This is a genomic window from Flavobacterium sp. HSC-32F16, from assembly GCF_024171645.1.
Classification (GTDB): Bacteria; Bacteroidota; Bacteroidia; order Flavobacteriales; family Flavobacteriaceae; genus Flavobacterium.
In genome coordinates this window covers 425,916-447,065 of sequence record NZ_JALKAC010000003.1, presented here as the reverse complement: position 1 = coordinate 447,065, position 21,150 = coordinate 425,916, and the positions used below count along the sequence as shown (strand labels likewise).

Sequence of the window (21,150 nt, the reverse complement as noted above, 5' to 3'; positions counted from 1 at the left end):
TCAGTTTCGCTGTAAACTGGGATTGCAAACTAAGGCTTAATTTTAAATCTAAAATTTATTTTAATAGTCGTCTTTCATTATTTTCATTTTAGAATCTGAATTAGTAAGCCATTTTCTATGAAAGACCTTTAAGAGAGCTGTTTTTGCCGACAGCTCTTTTTTGTAAAATATCAAATCAAAAAAATGAAAAATACTATAATAATGTTCCTTTTAATGTTCTCCGGAAGCATATTTGGACAAATGTATAATCCGGTAAAATGGAGTACTTCGGTCGAGAAAATTTCAGATAAAGAATATATTTTAAAAGCCAAAGCCGTAATACAATCGGGCTGGCATTTGTACGGACAATATATTGAAGAAGGCGGTCCGTCGCCAACTGCTTTTACCTTTAAAAATACTTCCAGCAAATTCGAATTAGCAGGAAAAACAACCGAAGAAAAAGGGCATGAAACGATTGATAAAATCTTCGATATGAAAATCAAATATTTTAAAGACAAAGCTGTTTTTACGCAAAAAATAAAACTTACTTCAGATGTTTCCATTATCACCGCCGATGTTGATTTTATGGTTTGTGATGACAGTAATTGTTTACCGCCGTCTACAGAAGAATTAACTTTTAAAATTCCGGCAGAAAAGACACTGGCTTCCGCCGAAGAAATTCCAGCCGTAAAAAATGATGCGGCTATTGCCGAAGATGTAACCTTTGTAAAAGCCGTTGATAAAGCTGGAAAAACAGAAAAAGCAGCGGTTAGTCCCGTTAAGAAAGAAGAATCCAGAGGATTGCTGAGTATTTTTATTGTTGCCTTTTTATCCGGATTCGCGGCGCTTTTAACGCCTTGCGTTTTCCCAATGATTCCAATGACGGTAAGTTATTTTACCAAACAGAGTAAAACCAAGGCAGCGGGAATTCGCAATGCCATGATTTACGGATTTTCTATCGTAATTATTTACGTTTTATTAGGTTCAATCGTAACCGCAGTTTTTGGTGCCGATTCGCTGAATGCGCTTTCAACTAACGTTTGGTTCAACCTGATTTTTTTTATTTTATTAGTTGTTTTTGCCTGTTCATTTTTGGGTGCTTTCGAAATTATGCTTCCAAATGCATTGGCCAATAAAGTCGATTCACAGGCAGATAGAGGCGGATTAATCGGGATTTTCTTTATGGCTTTGGCTTTAGCCATTGTATCCTTTTCCTGTACAGGACCAATTGTAGGAACATTATTAGTCGAAGCCGCTTCAAAAGGCGGTATTGCGCCAATCGTTGGAATGTTAGGATTTTCGATTGCCATTGCATTACCGTTTTCATTATTTGCCGCCTTTCCGGGCTGGTTAAATGCATTGCCAAAATCAGGCGGCTGGCTGAATACCGTAAAAGTGGTTTTAGGCTTTTTAGAATTGGCTTTAGCCTTCAAATTTTTATCTAATGCCGATTTGGTGCTGCAATTGCATTGGTTAGAAAGAGAAGTTTTTCTTGCCATTTGGATTGCCGTATTTGGAGCTTTGGCTTTTTATTTATTCGGAAAAATTACTTTACCTCACGATTCGCCTTTAAATCATATTTCGGTAGGAAGATTAAGTTTCGGATTGATCGTTTTAACGTTCACCATTTATTTAATTCCGGGGCTTTGGGGCGCACCTCTTAAATTAATCAGCGGATTTCCTCCGCCAATGCATTACAGCGAATCTCCAGACGGATTAGGCGTTAAAAATACAGCCGAAACAACGAAAGCTGCTTTGCCGGAAGGCGCAGAATACGGTCCGCAGAATATCATCACTTTTCACGATTACGACAAAGGAATGGAGTTTGCCAAAAAAGCTGGAAAACCTGTTTTATTGGATTTTACCGGATATGCCTGCGTAAACTGTCGAAAAATGGAAGAATTAGTCTGGTCAGACGCTAAAGTTCTAGGTGTTTTAAATAATGATGTGGTTTTGATTTCGCTTTATGTTGATGATAAAAAAGAACTGCCAGAAAGTGAACAATATGTTTCTGAAACAACCGGAAAAAAAATAAAAACCATAGGGAACAAATGGAGCGATTTACAGATTAAAACCTATAAAGCAAACGCACAGCCGTTTTATGTAATTGTAGATCATGCAAGTAATTCTTTAACAGAAACCTCAGCGTATAATCCTGATATTGAAGAATATTACAATTGGCTTCAAAGCGGTATTAAAAACTTTAAAAAGTAAAATGTTTTTACGATGATAAATGAAATGGATACTATTTTGAAAACAAAACCAAGCGAACTTGAAAATTATTTCTCTGAATTCAGAGAAAATACAATTGGAGTCAATCACAGTTTCAAATCGATTTACGGAGAGCAAAACCTTCTCTACGCCGACTGGATTGCCAGCGGAAGATTATATTTCCCGATTGAAGATAATATGCTTCGTAAAATTGGCCCAATGATCGCCAATACACATTCGTTTTCCAGCCAGACCGGAAAAGCTTCGACTTATGCCTATCAGTACGCAAGAGAATTGATTAAGAAACATATAAATGCAAATGATTCAGATTGCCTTGTAGCAACGGGAACCGGAATGACGGCTGCATTAAATAAATTACAGCGCATTATGGGACTGCGTTCTCAGGACAACATTTTCAATGTAAAAATCAATTTTGAGGATGAAAGGCCGGTAGTTTTTATCACACACATGGAGCATCATTCCAATCAGGTTCCGTGGTACGAAACCATTGCCGATGTTGTGGTTTTACCCTGTGGAAAAGACAACTTAGTCGATCCAGAGATATTGGCCGAAGAAATCAAAAAATACGAAAACCGAACGCTTAAAATTGGCTCATTTACCGCTTGTTCAAACGTTACGGGAATTATTACGCCCTATTATGAATTAGCCAAAATAATGCATCAAAACGGCGGTTATTGTTTCGTAGATTTTGCAGCGTCGGCGCCGTATGTTGCAATCGATATGCATCCGGAAGATCCCGAAGAACAATTGGATGCGATTTTCTTTTCGCCCCATAAATTCTTGGGCGGACCTGGAACGTGCGGCATTTTAGTTTTCAATGCAAAATTATATCAATCTAATTTTCCGGATAATCCGGGCGGCGGCAATGTAAAATGTACCAATCCTTGGGGCGGTTATCATTACAGCGATGCGATTGAAGTAAAAGAAGATGGAGGAACACCGGGATTTCTGCAGGTTATGCGTACCGCTTTGTGTCTGGAATTGAAAAATAAAATGAATGTTCAAAACATGAAAAACAGAGAAAAAGAACTGCTGGATCTCTGTTTTTTTGAATTGCAGAAAATAAATGGGTTAAGAATTCTGGGAGATTTAAAAACAGAAAGAATTGGCTGTGTTTCTTTTACAATCGAGAACATTCATTACAATTTAATTGTACGATTGTTAAATGACCGTTTCGGAATTCAGGTTCGTGGCGGGTGGTCGTGCGCCAGTACATACGCTCATTTTTTATTGAATATTGACGAAGAAAAATCTACCGAAATCACAAACGGAATCCTTCAGAAAAATTTAACCGAAAAACCGGGCTGGGTAAGGGTTTCACTTCATCCAACAATGAAAAATGAAGAACTTTTGTTTATTTGTAAAGCCGTTGAACAAATCGTTTTAAATATTCAGGATTGGCAGAAAGCGTATCAATATAATCCTGTAACCAACGAATTTGATAATCTTTTGGTAAAAGAAACCATTGAAGACGATGTTAAGGAATGGTTTTCTTTGTAGATTATTTAAATTCTTTGAACATAATACGTACTCTTGTGCATCTACACAACGTATATCACAAAATAAATGTATTTAATTGCCTCCAGCTTTAGCTGGAGGAATAGAAATCTGTAGTCAAAAAGGCTTTAGCCAAAAACTCAAAGTTCGGCTAAAGCCTTTCATATTTTTCAAAATTTAACCTCCAGCTAAAGCTGGAGGCAATTGATTTTTTTTAAATAAAATATATCCAGTTTTTGTTATGTAGAGACGCACAGCAGTGCGTCTAACACAACGTAACCTCAACATATATCACTTTGCGCATAAGACGCACTGCTGTGCGTCTCTACAAAAACTATTTATTCATCGCAATATACTCCGAAGGCGTCATCGTAAAATGCTTCTGGAAATTACGTCCAAAACTCGTCTGCGATTTATAACCCACCATTTCGGCGATTTCATACATTTTGTAATTCTCATTTAAAAGCAGTTCAGCAGCACGTTTTAAACGGACGATATTGATCAATTCATTCGGACTCAAATTTGAAATGTCTTTAATTTTTCGATACAAAGTCGAACGGCTCATATTCATGATTTCAGCCAGAGATTCAACGCTTAAATCAGAATCCATGATGTTTTTCAGGATTTCTTCGTCTAGTTTTTTCAGGAACTTTTCGTCGGTTTTGTTGTGCGCAATGCTTTTAATATGTGAAAGCGGAGAACTCGCATAATAATTCATAATCTGCTTTCTGTTTTCGATTAGATTGTTCACCTGAACTTTTAAATAATCCATTGAGAAAGGTTTAGCGATATAGGCATCGGCACCCACTTCAAGACCGTCAATTTGCGATTTCAGCGAGTTTTTGGCGGTAAGCAAAATCACCGGAATATGACTCGTTTCTAAGTTGGTTTTAATCTCTTTACACAACGTAATTCCGTCCATAACAGGCATCGAAACATCACTTATAACCAACTGAATATTCTCGTTATGAATTATTTTTAAAGCATTTTCTCCATTATCCGCTTTTAAAATCGTGTAAAACGGAGCTAATTCGGCCGTAATAAAATTCAATAAGTCTTCATTGTCTTCCACTACTAAAAGCTGTGTTTTTTCGTGTTTGTTTTCGATTTCTACAGTTTCAGATTCTGCTTCAATTTCGTCTTTCTCTGTTTCATTATAAAACATAAATTCTTCTTCCTGACGAAGCGGCACCACAAGTTCAAAAATATTCACTTTTGAATCCGGAATTACCTGCAGATTTCCGTTATGCAATTGCGTTAACGAATGTGCCAGCGAAAGTCCAATTCCAGTTCCAGAAGTCGTATCCATATTATCAACCCTGAAAAACGGCTCAAAAATTTTATCTTTTAAATGAAATGGAATCAGATTTCCGTCATTTTTTACAATTAAAGTCAGTTTCTTTTCATCTCTAAAAAGCGTAATCGAAGCTTTATCTGTAGAATATTTTATGGCGTTGCTCATCAAATTGCTCAGGATTTTTTTGAAAGCCTCTTTATCCACAAAAGCAAAAATATCTTTATCGCCCAGTTCCAGTTCAAATTCAATTCCTCTTTCTTCAATCAACTGGCTGAATCTCAAATGTAAATTCCGAGCCATCGACGAAATATTCGCTTCCACGAAAGTGAGTTTCAAACCGCCAATTTCAGACTTTCTAAAATCCAGTAATTCGTTTACCAGTTTTAATAAACGAGACGTATTTTTCTTCATTATCGAAAGATTCTGAGGTACTTCCGGCAATATGTGATCCATTACCAAAAGTTTTTCCAAAGGTCCTTTTATCAATGTCAAAGGAGTTCTGATTTCGTGCGCTACATTGGTAAAAAAATCAATTTTGGCCTGATAGATTTCTTTCTCTTTTTCGTCGTTTAAATGTTTTATTTTTCGGTTATGTTTAATCTGCGTGAGATTCTGCGAATAACGAATGATGTAATAAAACGAACCGCATATCAGCAGAAAATAGAAAAAATACGCATAAGAACTCGCCCAAAACGGCGGCAGAATCCTGATTTTTAATTCCACTTCTTTACTCCAAACACCAAAACTATTCAGTGATTTTACTTTAAAAACATAATCGCCGGGCGCCAATTCCGTAAAGAAAACTTTATTGTTGCGTTCCAGATAAACCCAGTCATTATTTACGTTTTCCAATTTATACCAATATTCAGTAAGTTCTGGGGCGGTATAATTTAGTGAAGCAAATTCAAGATTAAATGACGATTGGCTGTTGTTAAGTTCCAGTTCGTCAATATGCGCAATAGATTGTTTTATAGGCGAATCATTTTCATTGGCATCAATATCCTTATTATTGATTTGAAGATTGGTAATAAAAGTCGAAGGCGTGTATTTATTCTTGGTAAAGTTCTTCGGGTTGAAACTGATCATTCCGTTTAAATTTCCAAAATACATATCGCCGTTAGAGTCCTTAAAAGCCGATGCATAATTAAACTGATCGCTCAATAAACCATTTGCCGTTGTATAAATTTTAATGCTTTTATGATCCGGGCCAAATTTCACCAAACCTTTAGAAGTTGTAAGCCATAAATTTTTAGCTTCATCTTCTAAAATCGAATACACAACATTACTTGGGAATCCGTTTTTAGTTGTAAATTTTTTAAAAGTCCTTGTTTTTTTATCAAATAAATCCAGTCCGTTTTCGGTAGCAAACCATAAATTTTTAAAACTGTCTTCAAAAATATAATTGATCGAATTATTACTGATTCCGTTTGGATTTTTGTAATCGTAAATAAAAACCTCTTTCTTTTTAGTTTTCGGATTGTAATAAAACAAACCATCACGATAACTTCCTGCCCAGAGATTTCCGTCGCTGTCTTCTTTATAAGTCGTATAATGCGTGGTTTCGGGAAAAGTTTTTAAAGTTTCAAAATTGTCATTTTGTTCATTGTATAAATAAAGTCCCATTGTCGTAATCACGATCAATTCATCCTTTTTGGTTTCATAGAAAGAAAAAATGAAATTACTGCGCAATCCAGACGCCGGATTATTAGCACTATAGTGTCGCACAACGTTACCCGAATTTCGGTCTAAAACATCCAGACCATGCTCAAAAGTTCCCACCCAGATTTTATCTTTTCTGGGCATCAAAGCGTGAATATTATAATACGAAACAGTGCTTTTGCTTCCGTTTGGTAAATAGGATGTAAACTGCTGTGTTTTTGGATTAAATCGGTTTAAACCCGCATCTTCAGTTCCAATCCACAAATCGCCTTTATCATCTTTATGAATTTCCCTTACGGCGCTTCCGCTGATAGAGTTTTGCCCTTTCTGCGGAAAATATTTCTTGAACTGCGTGTATTGTTTTTGATGGTAATTGATTCCGCCAAAATACGTTCCAATCCAAATTCCGTTTTCCTTATCGATTGTAATAGAATAGGCCGCATTATCTGAAATGGCATACGGATCGTTGTAATTTTTTTTGAGATTAATGCTTGATTTAGTTTTCAGATTATAAACATAAACTCCAGATTCGCTTGCAATCCAAAGTTCATCATTTCCTCTCTTTTTAAATTGTCGGACATAAACCGGTTTCTTTGTCGAAAATTCTAAACTCGAATTTGTTTTATTAGGAATGTTATAAAGTAAAACTCCGTCGTCTTGTGTGCCAATTACGATATTATTTTTATCTAAAGCGTAAATCGTGGTAATTCTAAAATTGGATGAACCAACCGGAGGCATAATCGGGATATTTTCAAACGAAAGATTTTCTTCAGAATAACGATAAATTTTATTTAAGGAAGAAGCCCAGATTTGTCCCTCCGCATCTCTGGAAATCGACGTGGCTATAAAATATTTATTCGGGTTAAAAGTTTTGGTTTCCTTTTTTGTTGTCGAATATTTATACAGAATATTTCCGGAGATAAACCAGATATTTCCGTTTTTATCATGATTAATATCGTTGATACGGTCATTAATCGCCTCATTTAAAACCGTAAACTGATCTGTTTTTTTATCGTATTTATACAAACCTTTATCAGTTCCTACCCAAATTACACCTTTATATTCATGTAAAGACTGAATATAATTGCTTCCTAAACTATGAATTGGGTCGGCATTGCTTCTGTAAGTCTTAAAACGATAACCGTCAAATCGGTTTAAACCATCTTTTGTACCAAACCACATAAAGCCGTCTTCATCCTGTAAAGAAGTCAAAACGGTGTTATTAGAAAGTCCTTCTTCAACCTGAAAATGTTTAAAATAATATTCTTGTGCGTCAATAAAATTTATTGAAAAAAGCGAAAAAAATGCAAAAAGAAAGAATTTACGCATAGTTGTGTTTTTTAGGATAAAACAAGGACATATTCAAATCGTGTCAATATTCAACAAAATGTTGCAAGTCACTATTTTTCTGGTCTTTTTTATACAATTTGAATCATTTGAGATAGAAATTGACACAAATGAATCAATTTATTTTGAATTAAAATCATCTACTTTGACTTTTTAAATAAACGATATTGATGTTTTTTTACGCTAAAAAATATACTATCAATAAAATTAAGTTTAAAAAAAATATTTCATTAACAATTTTGAAACAAAATGAACGAATTATTAACAATGAGCAAATGTATTTGCTTTTTTGCTCGCATTAGATCCGACTAGAAGTAGTAAAACAATTGCAAAACCAACCAAAAAAGAAAACTATCTAAATGACAAATCAATGAAAACAAAGATCACTCAAATTTTAAAGAAGAGATATTACCTCTTGTTTTTCTTTAGTTTATTATTACAACAAACGTATGCACAACAGCAAATAACCATAACCGGAAAAGTAGCTTCTGCAACAGGAGAACCCATTCCGTTTGCTAACGTTGTCATCAAAAACACTAAAAATGGCGCCGTTACAGATTTCGATGGGACTTATAAAATTACCGCTGGTTCAGACCAGACACTGGTTTTTAGTTCGCAGGGTTATAAAACAACCGAAATCGCAATTAATGGCAAAACGACAATAAATGCTTCTCTAGGAGAAGATGCTACAAAACTGGACGAAATTGTCGTGGTAGGATACGGTTCGCAGCAGAAAAAAGACCTTACAGGAGCCGTTGCGCTGGTAAAAGCTGCCGAAATTCAAAAAAGACAGGTAACTACAGTTGCTGACGGATTACAAGGTTTAGTTACGGGAGTAAAAGTTCGCGGAGGCGGACGTCCGGGGCAGGAAGCCAATATTGAAATTCGTGGATTGAAGAACCTTCAAAATGCCAATCCGCTTTATGTAATTGATGGTTTGGTAACAACGGCAAATCGTGATTTTAACCCAAATGACATCGAGTCGATTCAGGTTTTAAAAGATGCTTCTGCTGCAGCTATCTACGGTTCCAGAGCAGCAAATGGTGTAATTATCATTACGACTAAAAAAGGTAAGAAAGGACCGCTGCAAGTTGAAGTTTCTGCAAAATCAAGTTTTACAGTAATGCCTCGTTATGATTTAATGGGAACCGAAGAGTTTGCCAAATATAACAATATGGCATATGATAATGCCGGACTTCCGAGACAAAATCTAAATATGGCTGTTGATACAGACTGGCAGGATGCCGTTTTTAGAACAGGAATGATTCAGGATTATAATGCAAGTTTTTCTGGCGGAAGCGATAATTCTACATTCTTCATGTCTGGAAATTATTTTGGAAATGAAGGAACCGTAATCGGAACTGATTTTGACAGAATTTCATTTCGTGTAAACTCAAGCGGTACAAAAGGAATTTTCAGTATTGGAGAAAACTTAGCCATCAGTAATTCTAAAACAGATGAAATGTCTGGAAATCCAATTATTGATGTTTACAGAATGACACCAACAATTCCCCTTTACGATGCTTCTAATCCAGGCGGATACGGATACGGAAAACAAGGCGTTGCAGATACTTTTGGAACAAATCCTTTGGCTCTTGCCGATTTTTCTAATGTAACAAACGAAAATTTTAGGATTAGAGGAAATATCTGGTCCGAATTAAAATTTGTGCCTTGGTTGAAATACCGCTTCAATTTTGGATATGAAACTAGTTTTGATTCTTATAAATACCTGAGAAAAAAAGGAAGCTGGACATTAAATCAGCCCCAGGATCCATCTCAGACAGATCAGAATAAAGGAAGATCTGAAACAATGTTGTTTGAAAATACGCTGACTTTCAAAAAAGAATTTGGCAAACATGATATTACGGTTTTAGTAGGTCAGACGTTCCAAAAAGATACTTACAATCAGATTTATGGAACCAAGAGAAATCTGCCAATGAATTCTGGAACAGGGCAGTATTATGAAGTTTTAAATCAGGGAGATTCGCCGGTAGTTGGAGGTTTTATAAACGAAGCCGCCTTAACATCATATTTAGGAAGGTTAGAATACAATTACGATAATCGTTATTTATTTAATGCTGTAATAAGACGTGATGGTTCATCAAAATTCAGCGATGGAAATAAATGGGGTAATTTCCCGTCACTTTCTGCAGGATGGAGAATAAGCAACGAATCATTTTTTAAATCAGAATTTATTAAAGATTTAAAATTAAGAGCAAGTTATGGAGAATTGGGTTCTGGAAATATCAGAGAATACGAGTCAAGAAGTTTCATTAATAATTTCGGACAAATTGTATTAGGTAATGACCAAAACTTATATCCATCAGCAGCTCAGGTAAAATTATCAAATTCGCAATTGCGCTGGGAGAAATTGAAACAAACCAATATAGGATTAGATTTAGGGGTTTTAAATAATGATCTGCGCCTTACTGCCGACTATTTTATTGCCCGTACAGAAGATGTATTGTTTGGTTTTCCAATTTTATTAACTACAGGAAATGATGGCGGAAATCCAATTTCTAATGCCGCAACTGTAGAAAATAAAGGTTTTGAATTAGAATTGGCTTACAGCAAAAAAATCAATGAAGTTTCATTCAATGCTTCGGTAAACTTTACAAAAATAAACAACAGGCTGGTTTCTTTGGGGAATGGCCAAAATGAAAATATTATTGGAAACACCATGACCCGAAGCGGACAACCGGTAGGAATGTGGTATGTATTGCAGACAGATGGTTTATTCCAGTCTCAGGAAGAAATTCAGAACTACAAAAACGCAGACGGAAAAGTGATTATGCCAAATGCGGTTCCGGGAGATATTCGTTTTAAAGATGTGAACGGTGACGGGCAAATTACAAATGAAGACAAATCTGTTGTGGGAAGTCCATGGCCGGAATTTGAAATGGGATTAAACGCCGGAGCTGAATACAAAGGTTTTGATTTTTCTATGAACTGGATCGCTTCACACGGAGCTGCTGTTTATAATGGATTTAGAAGCGTTGTAGATCGTTTTGACGATAACAGTAATTACAGAACAGGTATTCAGCCTTGGACACCGGAAAATCCAAATACTGATTTTCCTAGAATTACAAAAGGTTCAACTTTAAACTCAAGAGGAGACAGCGACCGTTTCTTAGAAAGCGGTGATTTTATCAGACTAAAATATTTAGGGTTTGGATATAATCTGCCAGACAGTGTTTTAAAAAATTCAGGAATTACAAGAGCAAGATTAACCTTATCAGCACAAAATATCCTTACGATTACTAAATACAAAGGTTTAGATCCGGAGTTTAGTAATACCGGCGATAATAGAATTTTTGAAAGAGGGGTTGATAATGGTTCTTTTCCAAATCTTAAGACATATTCTTTTGGTGTAGAGTTTAGCTTTTAATTTAAAAAACAGCGTAATGAAAAAAATAATAATAATAACAGCAGCTTTTCTGGGTCTGGTTTTTACAGCTTGTGAAAACGAATTGGATTTGAACAGCCCAAATGATATAACAGTAGATCAATATTGGAAAACTGAAAGTGATGCACAAGCCGGTGTAAACTCAATTTATGCCATGTTTTATAAAGACGGTCTTTGGGCAAGATGGATGTATTTCCGTTTAGATTTGACTTCTGATGAAGGATATAGTGTAAGTCCGTGGACAGAATTAGCAGACTGGACACGATTCAATTACATCAATTATAATTTTTGGGAAGGAAATGCTGTAACATGGAGAGATACCTACAAAGCCATCTTTAGATGTAATCAGGTTTTAGCAAATGTCCCGAATATTGCTTTTCAAAATGAAGATGATAAAAAGAAAATTATTGCGCAGGCTAAATTTTTCAGAGCCTTACATTACTATTATGCAGCCGTAATCTGGGAAGATGTTCCATTGGTTTTAGATCCTTCTACGCCGGCAGATTTACCACAGCAAAAAAAGGTGGATGAAATCTGGACTCAAATTGAAAAAGACCTTAACGAAGCTTATGAAGATTTACCAAGAGATTGGGCATCAGATCAGACAGGAAGACCGGATAAAGGTGCAGCAAAAGCTTTTCTTGCCAAAACGTATATGCAGCAGCACAAATGGCCGGAAGCCAAAGCGGCTTTAGAATATTTAATTAATGGAGCAGGAGCAAAGTACAATTTAGTATCTAACTACAGAGACAATTTTACAGATGTAAACGAAAACAACAGCGAGTCTGTTTTTGAAATTCAGTTTGGAGATCAAAGAAAAGGGGGGACAGATGAGGCGCAAAATGCAGCAGTTTCCAGCAACCGTTCTCAGTTTTTTGCACCAAGAGGAATTGGCTGGTCTGATGGGCAGGCACGTTTATGGTTAGTAAATGCTTTTAAACAAGAAAAAAATAAAGACGGTAATCTGGATATTCGTTTAAGATGGACTTTATATTATCCTCAATTACAAGCTGATTTTGGAGACAAAACATACGATAGAAACTGGGAATGGAATAATGATGAAGCATGGTTTAGAAAAGGAAGTCGTGATTATTACAGAAATAATGAAGATTATTACAACCAGGTCAATTACAGATTAGTGCGTTACGGCGATATTTTATTGCGCTATGCAGAAGTTTTAAATGAATTAGGAAATACTGCGGATGCTTACCAATATGTTGATTTAGTGAGAGCCCGTGTAAACTTAAACACTTTAGCAGCGGCACATCCTGAAATTGGAAACGATCATGATAAATTCTTAGAGCGTTTAAAAACAGAAAGAGTTCTTGAATTATGCGGAGAAAGTGTTCGCTGGGAAGATTTAAAACGCTGGGAAGATTTAAATTCTCAAGCTGCGGTTGATAAAATTACACTTCGTGATTCCGATTTTAAAAACTTCACGGTAGGTAAAAATCATAGAATGCCAATTCCGCAGAGTGATGTAGACAATAATCCAAATCTGGAGCAGAACTCTGGATACTAAAACTGAATTTTTTGAGGGAATCAGATGTATTAGTCTGATTCCCTTATCATAAAGAACGATTGTTCATAATAACAAAATTTATAATGAGAAAAGTAAAATTGTGTCTGACATTTATGTTGGCAGGATTAGTATTGCTAAGCTGCAACAACAAAAAAAGCAATTCTGAAGAGAAAAAAAATGAAACTGCTGTAAACGAAAAAAGAGCAGTCTGGACAAAAGACCAGGCTAATAAGTGGTACGCAGAACAGCCTTGGTTAGTGGGCGCAAATTATTATCCCAGCACAGCTGTAAATCAATTAGAGATGTGGCAGGAAGATACTTTTGACCCCAAAAGAATCGATCAGGAATTGGGCTGGGCAGAAAATTTAGGCATGAACGTAATGCGCGTTTACCTGCACGATTTATTGCACAAGCAAGATGCAGAAGGACTTTACAAACGTATGGATCAGTTTCTTGAAATCGCAGACAAACATCATATCAAAACCCTTTTTGTTTTATTTGATTCCTGCTGGGACCCGTTTCCTGCTTTAGGAAAACAGCGCGCTCCAAAACCATTTAAGCATAATTCAGGCTGGGTGCAGAGTCCGGGGCAAAAAGTGCTGCAGGATTCTACGCAATATCCTCGTTTAGAGAAATATGTAAAAGAAACGGTTGCCAAATTTAAAGACGATAAACGTATTTTGGGCTGGGACGTTTGGAACGAGCCGGATAATATGACAGGACCGTCTTATGAAAAAGTAGAAATCAAAAACAAAGTCGATTTAATTCTGCCTCTTCTAAAAAATGTTTTTGTGTGGGCAAGAGAAAGCAATCCTTCACAGCCTTTAACTTCTGGAGTTTGGGTTGGAGACTGGAGCGATGAAGCAAAAATGAAACCAATGCACAAAATGCAGATCGAACAATCAGATGTGGTTTCTTTCCACAATTACAATACACCGCAGGATTTCGAAAAAGTAATCAAACAATTGCAACGTTACGGAAAACCTTTATTGTGTACCGAATATATGGCAAGACCAAACGGAAGTACTTTCGAAGGGTTTTTACCAATCGCAAGAAAATACAATGTGGGTATGATTAACTGGGGATTTGTTGACGGAAAAACACAAACCAAATACGCCTGGGACAGCTGGACGAAAGAATACAGTTCAGAACCAAAATTATGGTTTCACGAGGTATTACACACAGACGGAACGCCATACATAAAAGCCGAAACAGATTTAATCAAAAAGATGACTTCTGAGGCGAATAAGAAGTAGAATAATTGGCCACAGATTTTACAGATTAAACGGATTTTCACTGGTCAATTTTATTAAAATCAACTTAAAAATTAAATCAGTGAAAACCTGTTTGATCCGATTAATTCAAGGACAATAAAAATAAATCATTTTAATCCTTTTAATCTGTGGCAAAAAAATAATTAGTGAAAATTAGTGGAATTCGTGGCAAAAAACATTTTAATCTTTTAGCAACATGAAAAAATACACAATAAAACAGCTCTTTTTTCTGCTGGTAATTCTGACTGGAATTTCTGCGAAAGCACAACAGCCAGATCCGCCCGGACAAGTTAAGGGAAATGAAAAACCAAAAAACGAAGCCTATCTTTTTGCGCACATGACACATAACGATTATGGCAGATTGTACTATTCTGTAAGTTTGGATGGTTTACATTGGGAAAACCTCAACAACGGAAAACGCGTTTTTGAAGATTACAAAGGGCATCCCGATATCTGCAAAGGTCCGGACGGAAAATATTACATCGCAGGAAATACAGGCGACGATGCAAAAAGTATTAACATCTGGGTTTCGGATGATTTAATTACGTGGAAAAAACATTCAGATTATACGCCGGATTTAAAAAGCACACCCGATTATTCTAACGCTTTACAGCGAATAGGTGCTCCAAAATTATATTACGACAAAGATTCAGAAAAGTTTATCATGACGTGGCATACCCCGCATCTTGAAGGAACAAAAGAAGACGGAGAACGTTATTGGGCGAGTCAGAGAACTTTATATGTTCTATCCAAAGATTTAAAAACTTTTGAAGGAACACCAAATCGTTTGTTCGATTGGGATATGGGAACTATTGATGTTTTTATTCGTAAAGTCGGAGATTCGTATTATGCCGTTATAAAAGATGAAACCTACCCAACTTTGTATTGGACAACCGGAAAAACCATCCGAATTGCCAAATCAAAATCCCTTTTAGGACCTTATTCTTTACCCCAGCAGTCTATCAGTCCCAACTTTAGAGAAGCGCCAATGCTGATTCCTTCTCCAGATGACAAAATATGGTACATGTATTACGAGCAATATCCTGGAGTTTCTTACGGATTATCAATCGCAGATAACCTAAACGGACCTTGGTATCAAGCCTCAGGCTACACTTTTTTCTCAGATTGGGATAAATACAGTTTACCTGAAAAAGTGCGCCACGGCTGCATGATTACAATCTCTAAAAAAGAATACGACAGTTTAATAAAGAAATTTGGAATAGTGAGAGATGTTAGAAATAAAAAGTAAAAAGTAAGAGGTTGAGGGTTAGATACTAGAGTTCTTTTTTTGAGTTAATAGAAAAATGGATTATTTAATCGGAAATAAATTAATCCATCTAACATCTAACCTTTTACATCTTACCGATAAAATACGGTTAGTTAAGTTAGTTTAAGTGTTTGAGAAGTTACCAGACTTATGTGGATATAAGTCTGGTAATTCATTTTGATTTAGAAGAAATCTCACAGTAGAGTAAATATTTTCATCATATAAGTCATGTAAGTTCATATTAAGTTTGGTTTTAGTTTGAAAGTCAAAACTTATACTCTCTTAATGATGCCTAATAACAGTTACTTAAGCTAAAATGAACTTATATAACTTATATAGTTTAAAGCAAAAAAACGTATGAGTGCAAAATCTCAAATAGATAGAATATGAAAAGAAAAAGCATCTTTTTTTTAGCCTTGTTATCCATGTTTGCAGTAAATGCGCAATGGAAACCTCAGGGAGATAAAATCAAAACAAAATGGGCAGAACAGGTTGATGCAAAGAAACCGCTGCCTGAATATCCCCGTCCGATTATGGAGCGCAGTCAATGGAAAAACCTGAATGGATTATGGAATTATGCCATTCAGGAATTTGGCAAAACAGCGCCTTCAAAATATGACGGGCAGATTCTGGTTCCGTTTGCTGCAGAATCAAGTCTGTCTGGTGTGATGAAAGAAGTCGGCGCAAAAAAGGAACTTTGGTACCAAACGAATTTTTCAATTGAATCAGGGTGGAACGGCAAAAATATCCTTTTACATTTTGGAGCGGTAGACTGGAAAACAGAAGTTTTTATAAATGATGTCAAAGTAGGATCGCATACAGGAGGTTACACAGCATTTTCATTTGATATTACACCATTTATCCAAAAAGGGAAAAGTCAAAAACTAGTCGTAAAAGTTTGGGATCCTTCAAACGACGGACCTCAGCCAAGAGGAAAACAAGTCAAAAATCCGGAAGGAATTTGGTACACACCTGTTACCGGAATCTGGCAGACCGTTTGGATTGAACCTGTAAATGCTAAAAATATTACAGAACTAAAAACAATACCCAATATCGATCAAAATACAATCAGTATTAAAGCCTATATAAATGGAGCAGAAAAAGGAGATCTAATCGAAATTTCTGTTTTTGACGGAGGAAAAGAAATTGCTTCAGAAAAAGCCGTAGTTGGTGAAAGCAATGATATTGTTTTAAATAACCCAAAATTATGGTCGCCTGAAAGTCCGTTTTTGTATCAGACTAAAGTTCGTTTAATCAGCAAAAATAAAGTGGTTGATGAGGTGAAAAGCTATTTTGCAATGCGAAAAATTTCATCTAAACGAGATGAAAACGGAATCATGAGAATGCAGTTAAACAACAAAGATTATTTTCAATTTGGTCCCTTGGACCAAGGCTGGTGGCCAGACGGATTATACACAGCACCAACTGATGAAGCTTTGAAATACGATATTATTAAAACCAAAGAATTAGGCTTTAATATGATTCGTAAGCACGTAAAAGTAGAGCCGGAACGCTGGTACACACATTGCGATCAATTAGGAATTTTGGTGTGGCAGGATATGCCAAGCGGAGACGAGCAGCCGATTTGGCAAAACACAAAATATTTTACCGGAACAGAATTACAGCGTTCGCCAAAATCAGAAGAAATCTACAAAAAAGAATGGCGAGAAATAATGGATCATTTGTATTCGTATCCAAGTATTGTAGTTTGGGTTCCTTTTAATGAAGCTTGGGGACAATTTAAAACAGTCGAAATTACCGAATGGACCAAAAATCACGATCCAAGCCGATTAACAAATTCATCAAGCGGAGGGAATCATTTTCAAACCGGAGATATTTTAGATTTACACAATTATCCGGGACCGGAAATGTATTTGTATGATGCCAGAAGAGTAACCGTTTTAGGCGAATACGGTGGAATTGGTCTTCCGTTAGAAGGACATTTATGGAGAGCAAATGACAACTGGGGGTATGTTAAATTTAAAAATGAAACTGAGGTAACGGCAGAATATATCAAATACGCTCAAATCCTTAAAAATTATGTAAAAACAGGATTTTCGGCAGCGGTTTACACGCAGACTACAGATGTTGAAGGAGAAGTAAACGGTTTCATGACCTATGACAGAAAAGTAGATAAAATGGATTTCAAAGCCGTAAATAAGATTAATACAGAAGTTATAAATGCTTTGAATCATTAAATAGGCATTTTTTTAAACACATAGAAACATAGTTTTTTAGTTCCTCAAAATGACAAACAGCTTTGCGAACTTCGGCTTCTTTTGAAGTGACAAAGCTGAGAAAAAACCTTTGCGTCTCTGCGTTAAAAAAACACGCTCAACAATAAAAAAACTAAAATGAAAAAATACCTAATTCTTTTCCTGCTCACAACAATGAGTTTTGCTCAGCAAAAAACATTCACAAACCCCATTCTGCCAGCGGGAGCAGACCCGTATAGCACGTATTATAAAGGATATTATTATTACACCAATACGCTTGGAAATCGTTTGGTTTTGTGGAAAACAAAAGATTTGTCTGATATTAAAAATGCAGAAAGCAAAGTAATATGGACACCACCGAAAAAAACGAATTATTCAGCTGAAATCTGGGCACCGGAATTTCATATTATAAAGGGAAAATGGTACTGTTATTTTGCGGCAGATAATGGTGATAATAACAATCACCGTATGTATGTTTTAGAAAACAAATCATCAGATCCGTTTAAAGGAAAATTTGAATTTAAAGGAAAAATTGCTGCGAAAACAGACAAATGGGCAATCGACGGAAATGTCTTCGAACATAATAATCAACTCTATATGATTTGGGCCGGATGGGAAGGCGATATCAACGGACAGCAGAACATTTACATCGCTAAAATGAAAAATCCCCTTGAAATTGAAGGCGACCGCGTTATGATTTCTGCCCCGGCAAATGATTGGGAAACACACGGAGCGCTGCATGATGATGTAAATCCGCCACAGGTAAACGTAAACGAAGGCCCACAGTTTTTAGAAAGAAACGGTAAAATTTTTATTGTGTTTTCGGCAAGCGGATGCTGGACAGATTTTTACTCTTTAGGATTATTAACATTTAACGGAGGTGATAATTTATTAGATGCAAATGCCTGGAAAAAATCTCCTGAACCCATCTTTAAACAATCAGATAAAAATAAAGTATATGCACCGGGCCATAATTCGTTCTTTAAATCTCCAGACGGAAAAGAAGACTGGATTTTGTATCACGCCAATTCAAATCCGGGAGAAGGATGCGGGAATAAAAGGTCGCCAAGAATGCAGAAAATTAATTGGGATGCCAACGGATTTCCGGTTTTAGGAGAGCCTGTAAGCGAACAGACGAAACTGGCAATTCCTTCAAAATAATACAAACATTTTAAAATTCACAAAATGAAAAATATCCAAATAGGAGTTGTCGTTTTACTGGCGCTTTTTCAGTTCAATTGTAAAGACAATAAAAAAGAAAATACAACTTCAAAAGAAACTTCAGAAATGACTTCTGATTCAGTAAAAAGCGTTTTAGAAACTAAAAATTTTGATACGATAATCGATGGTAAAAAAGTCAATTTATACTGGATAGAAAACAAAGAAATCAAAGCCGCTTTTACTAATTACGGAGGAAGACTAATTGGGCTTTGGGTAAACGATAAAAACGGAAAACCAACCGATGTTGTTGTGGGAATGAACAGCGCAAAAGGTTTTAAAACTTCGACAGAACCTTACTTTGGAGCTACAATTGGAAGAGTGGGAAACCGAATTGGAAAAGGAAAATTTACATTAGAAGGAAGACAATATCAAGTTCCGTTAAACAATGGAAAAAATGCCTTGCATGGCGGTGTAAAAGGTTTTCAGGATGTAGTTTGGAATGCCGAAAAAACAAATGAAAATACTTTGGTTTTTAGCTATGTCTCGCCAGATAGGGAACAAGGTTTTCCTGGGAATTTATCAGTAAAAGTAACTTACACAATTACTGATGATAATTCGGTTAAAATGGAGTATGAAGCTACTACAGATAAAACAACAATTGTCAATTTAACCAATCATGCTTTTTTTAATTTGAATGGAGAAGGAAGCGGTACGATTTTAAATCACAAATTACAGATTTATGCCAACGAATTTACTCCGGTTGACGAAGGTTTGATTCCGAGCGGTGAATTAAAAGCAGTGAAAAATACCCCTTTTGATTTTATTTCAAAACATACTATTGGCGAAAGAATCGAAACCAAAGATGAACAGTTGAAATTTGGGAAAGGCTACGATCATAATTACGTTTTAAACGGAACCAAGAAAAACGAATTAAATCACGCGGCAACAATTTCTGGTGATAAATCAGGAATTACGCTTGATATTTTTACACAAGAACCGGGATTACAGTTTTACAGCGGGAATTTTATGCAGTCAAAAAACACATTTAAATCCGGTGCAAAAGACGATTTTAGAACTGCTTTTGCTTTAGAAACACAGCATTTTCCAGACGCGCCAAATCAGCCAAAATTTGCTCAGATTATTTTGAAACCCGGTGAAAAATATCATACCGTTTCTTATTATCAGTTTTCTGTGAAAAAGTAGAATTAGTTTAACGAATTTAACCGCAAAGAACGCAAATCATTTACCCTTAGTGTGCTTTGCATAATTCCTTGTGATCCTTGCGGTTAAAAAAAACATAAATCCGTATAAAATGAAAAAAATACTAACCTTAATAACATCCCTCTGTGTCTTCACAGCCTGTTCGCAGGAAAAAAGCACAGATAAACCAAAAGAAGTAAAATCGAATACCATCTTACTGGCCGATCCAACTATATTTTACAACAAAGGAACCTATTATTTATATGGAACGACAACAGGAGATTTTCCAAACGGTGAAGGATTTCAGGTATATACCTCAACAGATTTAAAAGACTGGAAAGGTCCAAATGGCGCGCAGGGCGGTCTGGCTTTAAAAAAAGGAGATGCTTTTGGTGACAAAGGTTTCTGGGCACCGCAGATACTTTCGTATCAAAATAAATTTTACATGATTTATACTGCGAATGAAAATATTGCAGTCGCAGCAAGTGACAGTCCGCTTGGGCCATTTAAAAGCGAATTAAAAGAACCGATTATTAAAACCGGAAACCAAATTGATCCGTTTATTTTTATTGATGAAGATGGAAAAAAATACCTCTATCATGTTCGTTTAACAAACGGAAACCGAATTTTCGCAGCAGAAATCAATGACGATTTTAAAAGTATAAAACCAGAAACTTTAACGGAATGTATTTCGGGAATTTTACCTTGGGAAAACACACAAAACGTAAGCTGGCCGGTTACAGAAGGCCCGACAGTTTTAAAACATAACGGCTTGTATTACATGATTTATTCGGCAAATGATTTCAGAAATATTGATTATGCCGTGGGTTATGCAACCAGTAAAAATCCGCTTGGACCTTGGATAAAAGCTGTAGACAGCCCAATCATCAGCAAAAAAATTACGAAACAAAATGGAATTGGTCACGGAGATGTATTTTGGGATAAAAACAATAAAATGCATTATATTTTGCATACTCATTTTAATGAAAGTGCGGTATCTCCAAGAAAAGCCGGAATTATTTCAGTTGAATTTAAAGATGGAAAAATAGTCGCTGATCCTGCAAGTTTTCAGTTTCTAAAAGTTAATTAGTAA

The 21,150-nt window shown here is 35.9% G+C and carries 11 protein-coding genes; 10 read left to right on the top strand and 1 reads right to left on the bottom strand.

Annotation, left to right across the window (positions count from 1 at the left end; genetic code table 11):
- Positions 1-183: 183 nt before the first annotated feature.
- Both L1276_RS13140 and L1276_RS13135 read left to right on the top strand, forming a co-directional pair.
- Positions 184-2,193, top strand: coding sequence for a cytochrome c biogenesis protein CcdA (locus L1276_RS13140; protein WP_253788484.1), 2,010 nt, complete (start codon positions 184-186; stop codon positions 2,191-2,193).
- Positions 2,194-2,205: 12 nt separating this feature from the next.
- On the top strand, positions 2,206-3,711 hold the full coding sequence (locus L1276_RS13135) for an aminotransferase class V-fold PLP-dependent enzyme (RefSeq protein ID WP_253788482.1): 1,506 nt from the start codon (positions 2,206-2,208) through the stop codon (positions 3,709-3,711).
- 331 nt (positions 3,712-4,042) lie between these two features.
- Here the strand turns inward: L1276_RS13135 and L1276_RS13130 are convergent, their stop codons facing one another.
- On the bottom strand, positions 4,043-7,993 hold the full coding sequence (locus L1276_RS13130) for a two-component regulator propeller domain-containing protein (protein WP_253788480.1): 3,951 nt from the start codon (positions 7,991-7,993) through the stop codon (positions 4,043-4,045).
- A 388-nt stretch (positions 7,994-8,381) separates the two neighbouring features.
- On the opposite strand from L1276_RS13130, the gene L1276_RS13125 reads away from it, so the two are divergent.
- From L1276_RS13125 to L1276_RS13090, 8 genes are all read left to right on the top strand, one after another.
- Positions 8,382-11,399, top strand: coding sequence for a TonB-dependent receptor (locus L1276_RS13125; RefSeq protein WP_253788478.1), 3,018 nt, complete (start codon positions 8,382-8,384; stop codon positions 11,397-11,399).
- 16 nt (positions 11,400-11,415) lie between these two features.
- Positions 11,416-12,939, top strand: a complete 1,524-nt coding sequence (locus L1276_RS13120; RefSeq protein WP_253788476.1) for a RagB/SusD family nutrient uptake outer membrane protein — start codon at positions 11,416-11,418, stop codon at positions 12,937-12,939.
- An 83-nt stretch (positions 12,940-13,022) separates the two neighbouring features.
- Positions 13,023-14,195 (top strand): cellulase family glycosylhydrolase, encoded by a 1,173-nt coding sequence (locus L1276_RS13115; RefSeq protein WP_253788474.1) that lies wholly within the window; start codon positions 13,023-13,025, stop codon positions 14,193-14,195.
- Between the two features lie 214 nt (positions 14,196-14,409).
- Positions 14,410-15,462 (top strand): glycoside hydrolase family 43 protein, encoded by a 1,053-nt coding sequence (locus L1276_RS13110; protein ID WP_253788472.1) that lies wholly within the window; start codon positions 14,410-14,412, stop codon positions 15,460-15,462.
- A 404-nt stretch (positions 15,463-15,866) separates the two neighbouring features.
- Positions 15,867-17,678 (top strand): glycoside hydrolase family 2 protein, encoded by a 1,812-nt coding sequence (locus tag L1276_RS13105; RefSeq protein WP_253788470.1) that lies wholly within the window; start codon positions 15,867-15,869, stop codon positions 17,676-17,678.
- A 156-nt stretch (positions 17,679-17,834) separates the two neighbouring features.
- Entirely contained in the window at positions 17,835-18,857 is a 1,023-nt protein-coding gene (locus L1276_RS13100; RefSeq protein WP_253788467.1) for a family 43 glycosylhydrolase, read from the top strand.
- Between the two features lie 24 nt (positions 18,858-18,881).
- Positions 18,882-20,060 carry an aldose epimerase family protein gene (locus L1276_RS13095; RefSeq protein ID WP_253788466.1) on the top strand — a complete coding sequence of 393 codons (1,179 nt, stop codon included), beginning with the start codon at positions 18,882-18,884 and terminating at the stop codon, positions 20,058-20,060.
- Between the two features lie 109 nt (positions 20,061-20,169).
- Positions 20,170-21,147 carry a glycoside hydrolase family 43 protein gene (locus tag L1276_RS13090; RefSeq protein WP_253788464.1) on the top strand — a complete coding sequence of 326 codons (978 nt, stop codon included), beginning with the start codon at positions 20,170-20,172 and terminating at the stop codon, positions 21,145-21,147.
- Positions 21,148-21,150 lie beyond the last annotated feature (3 nt).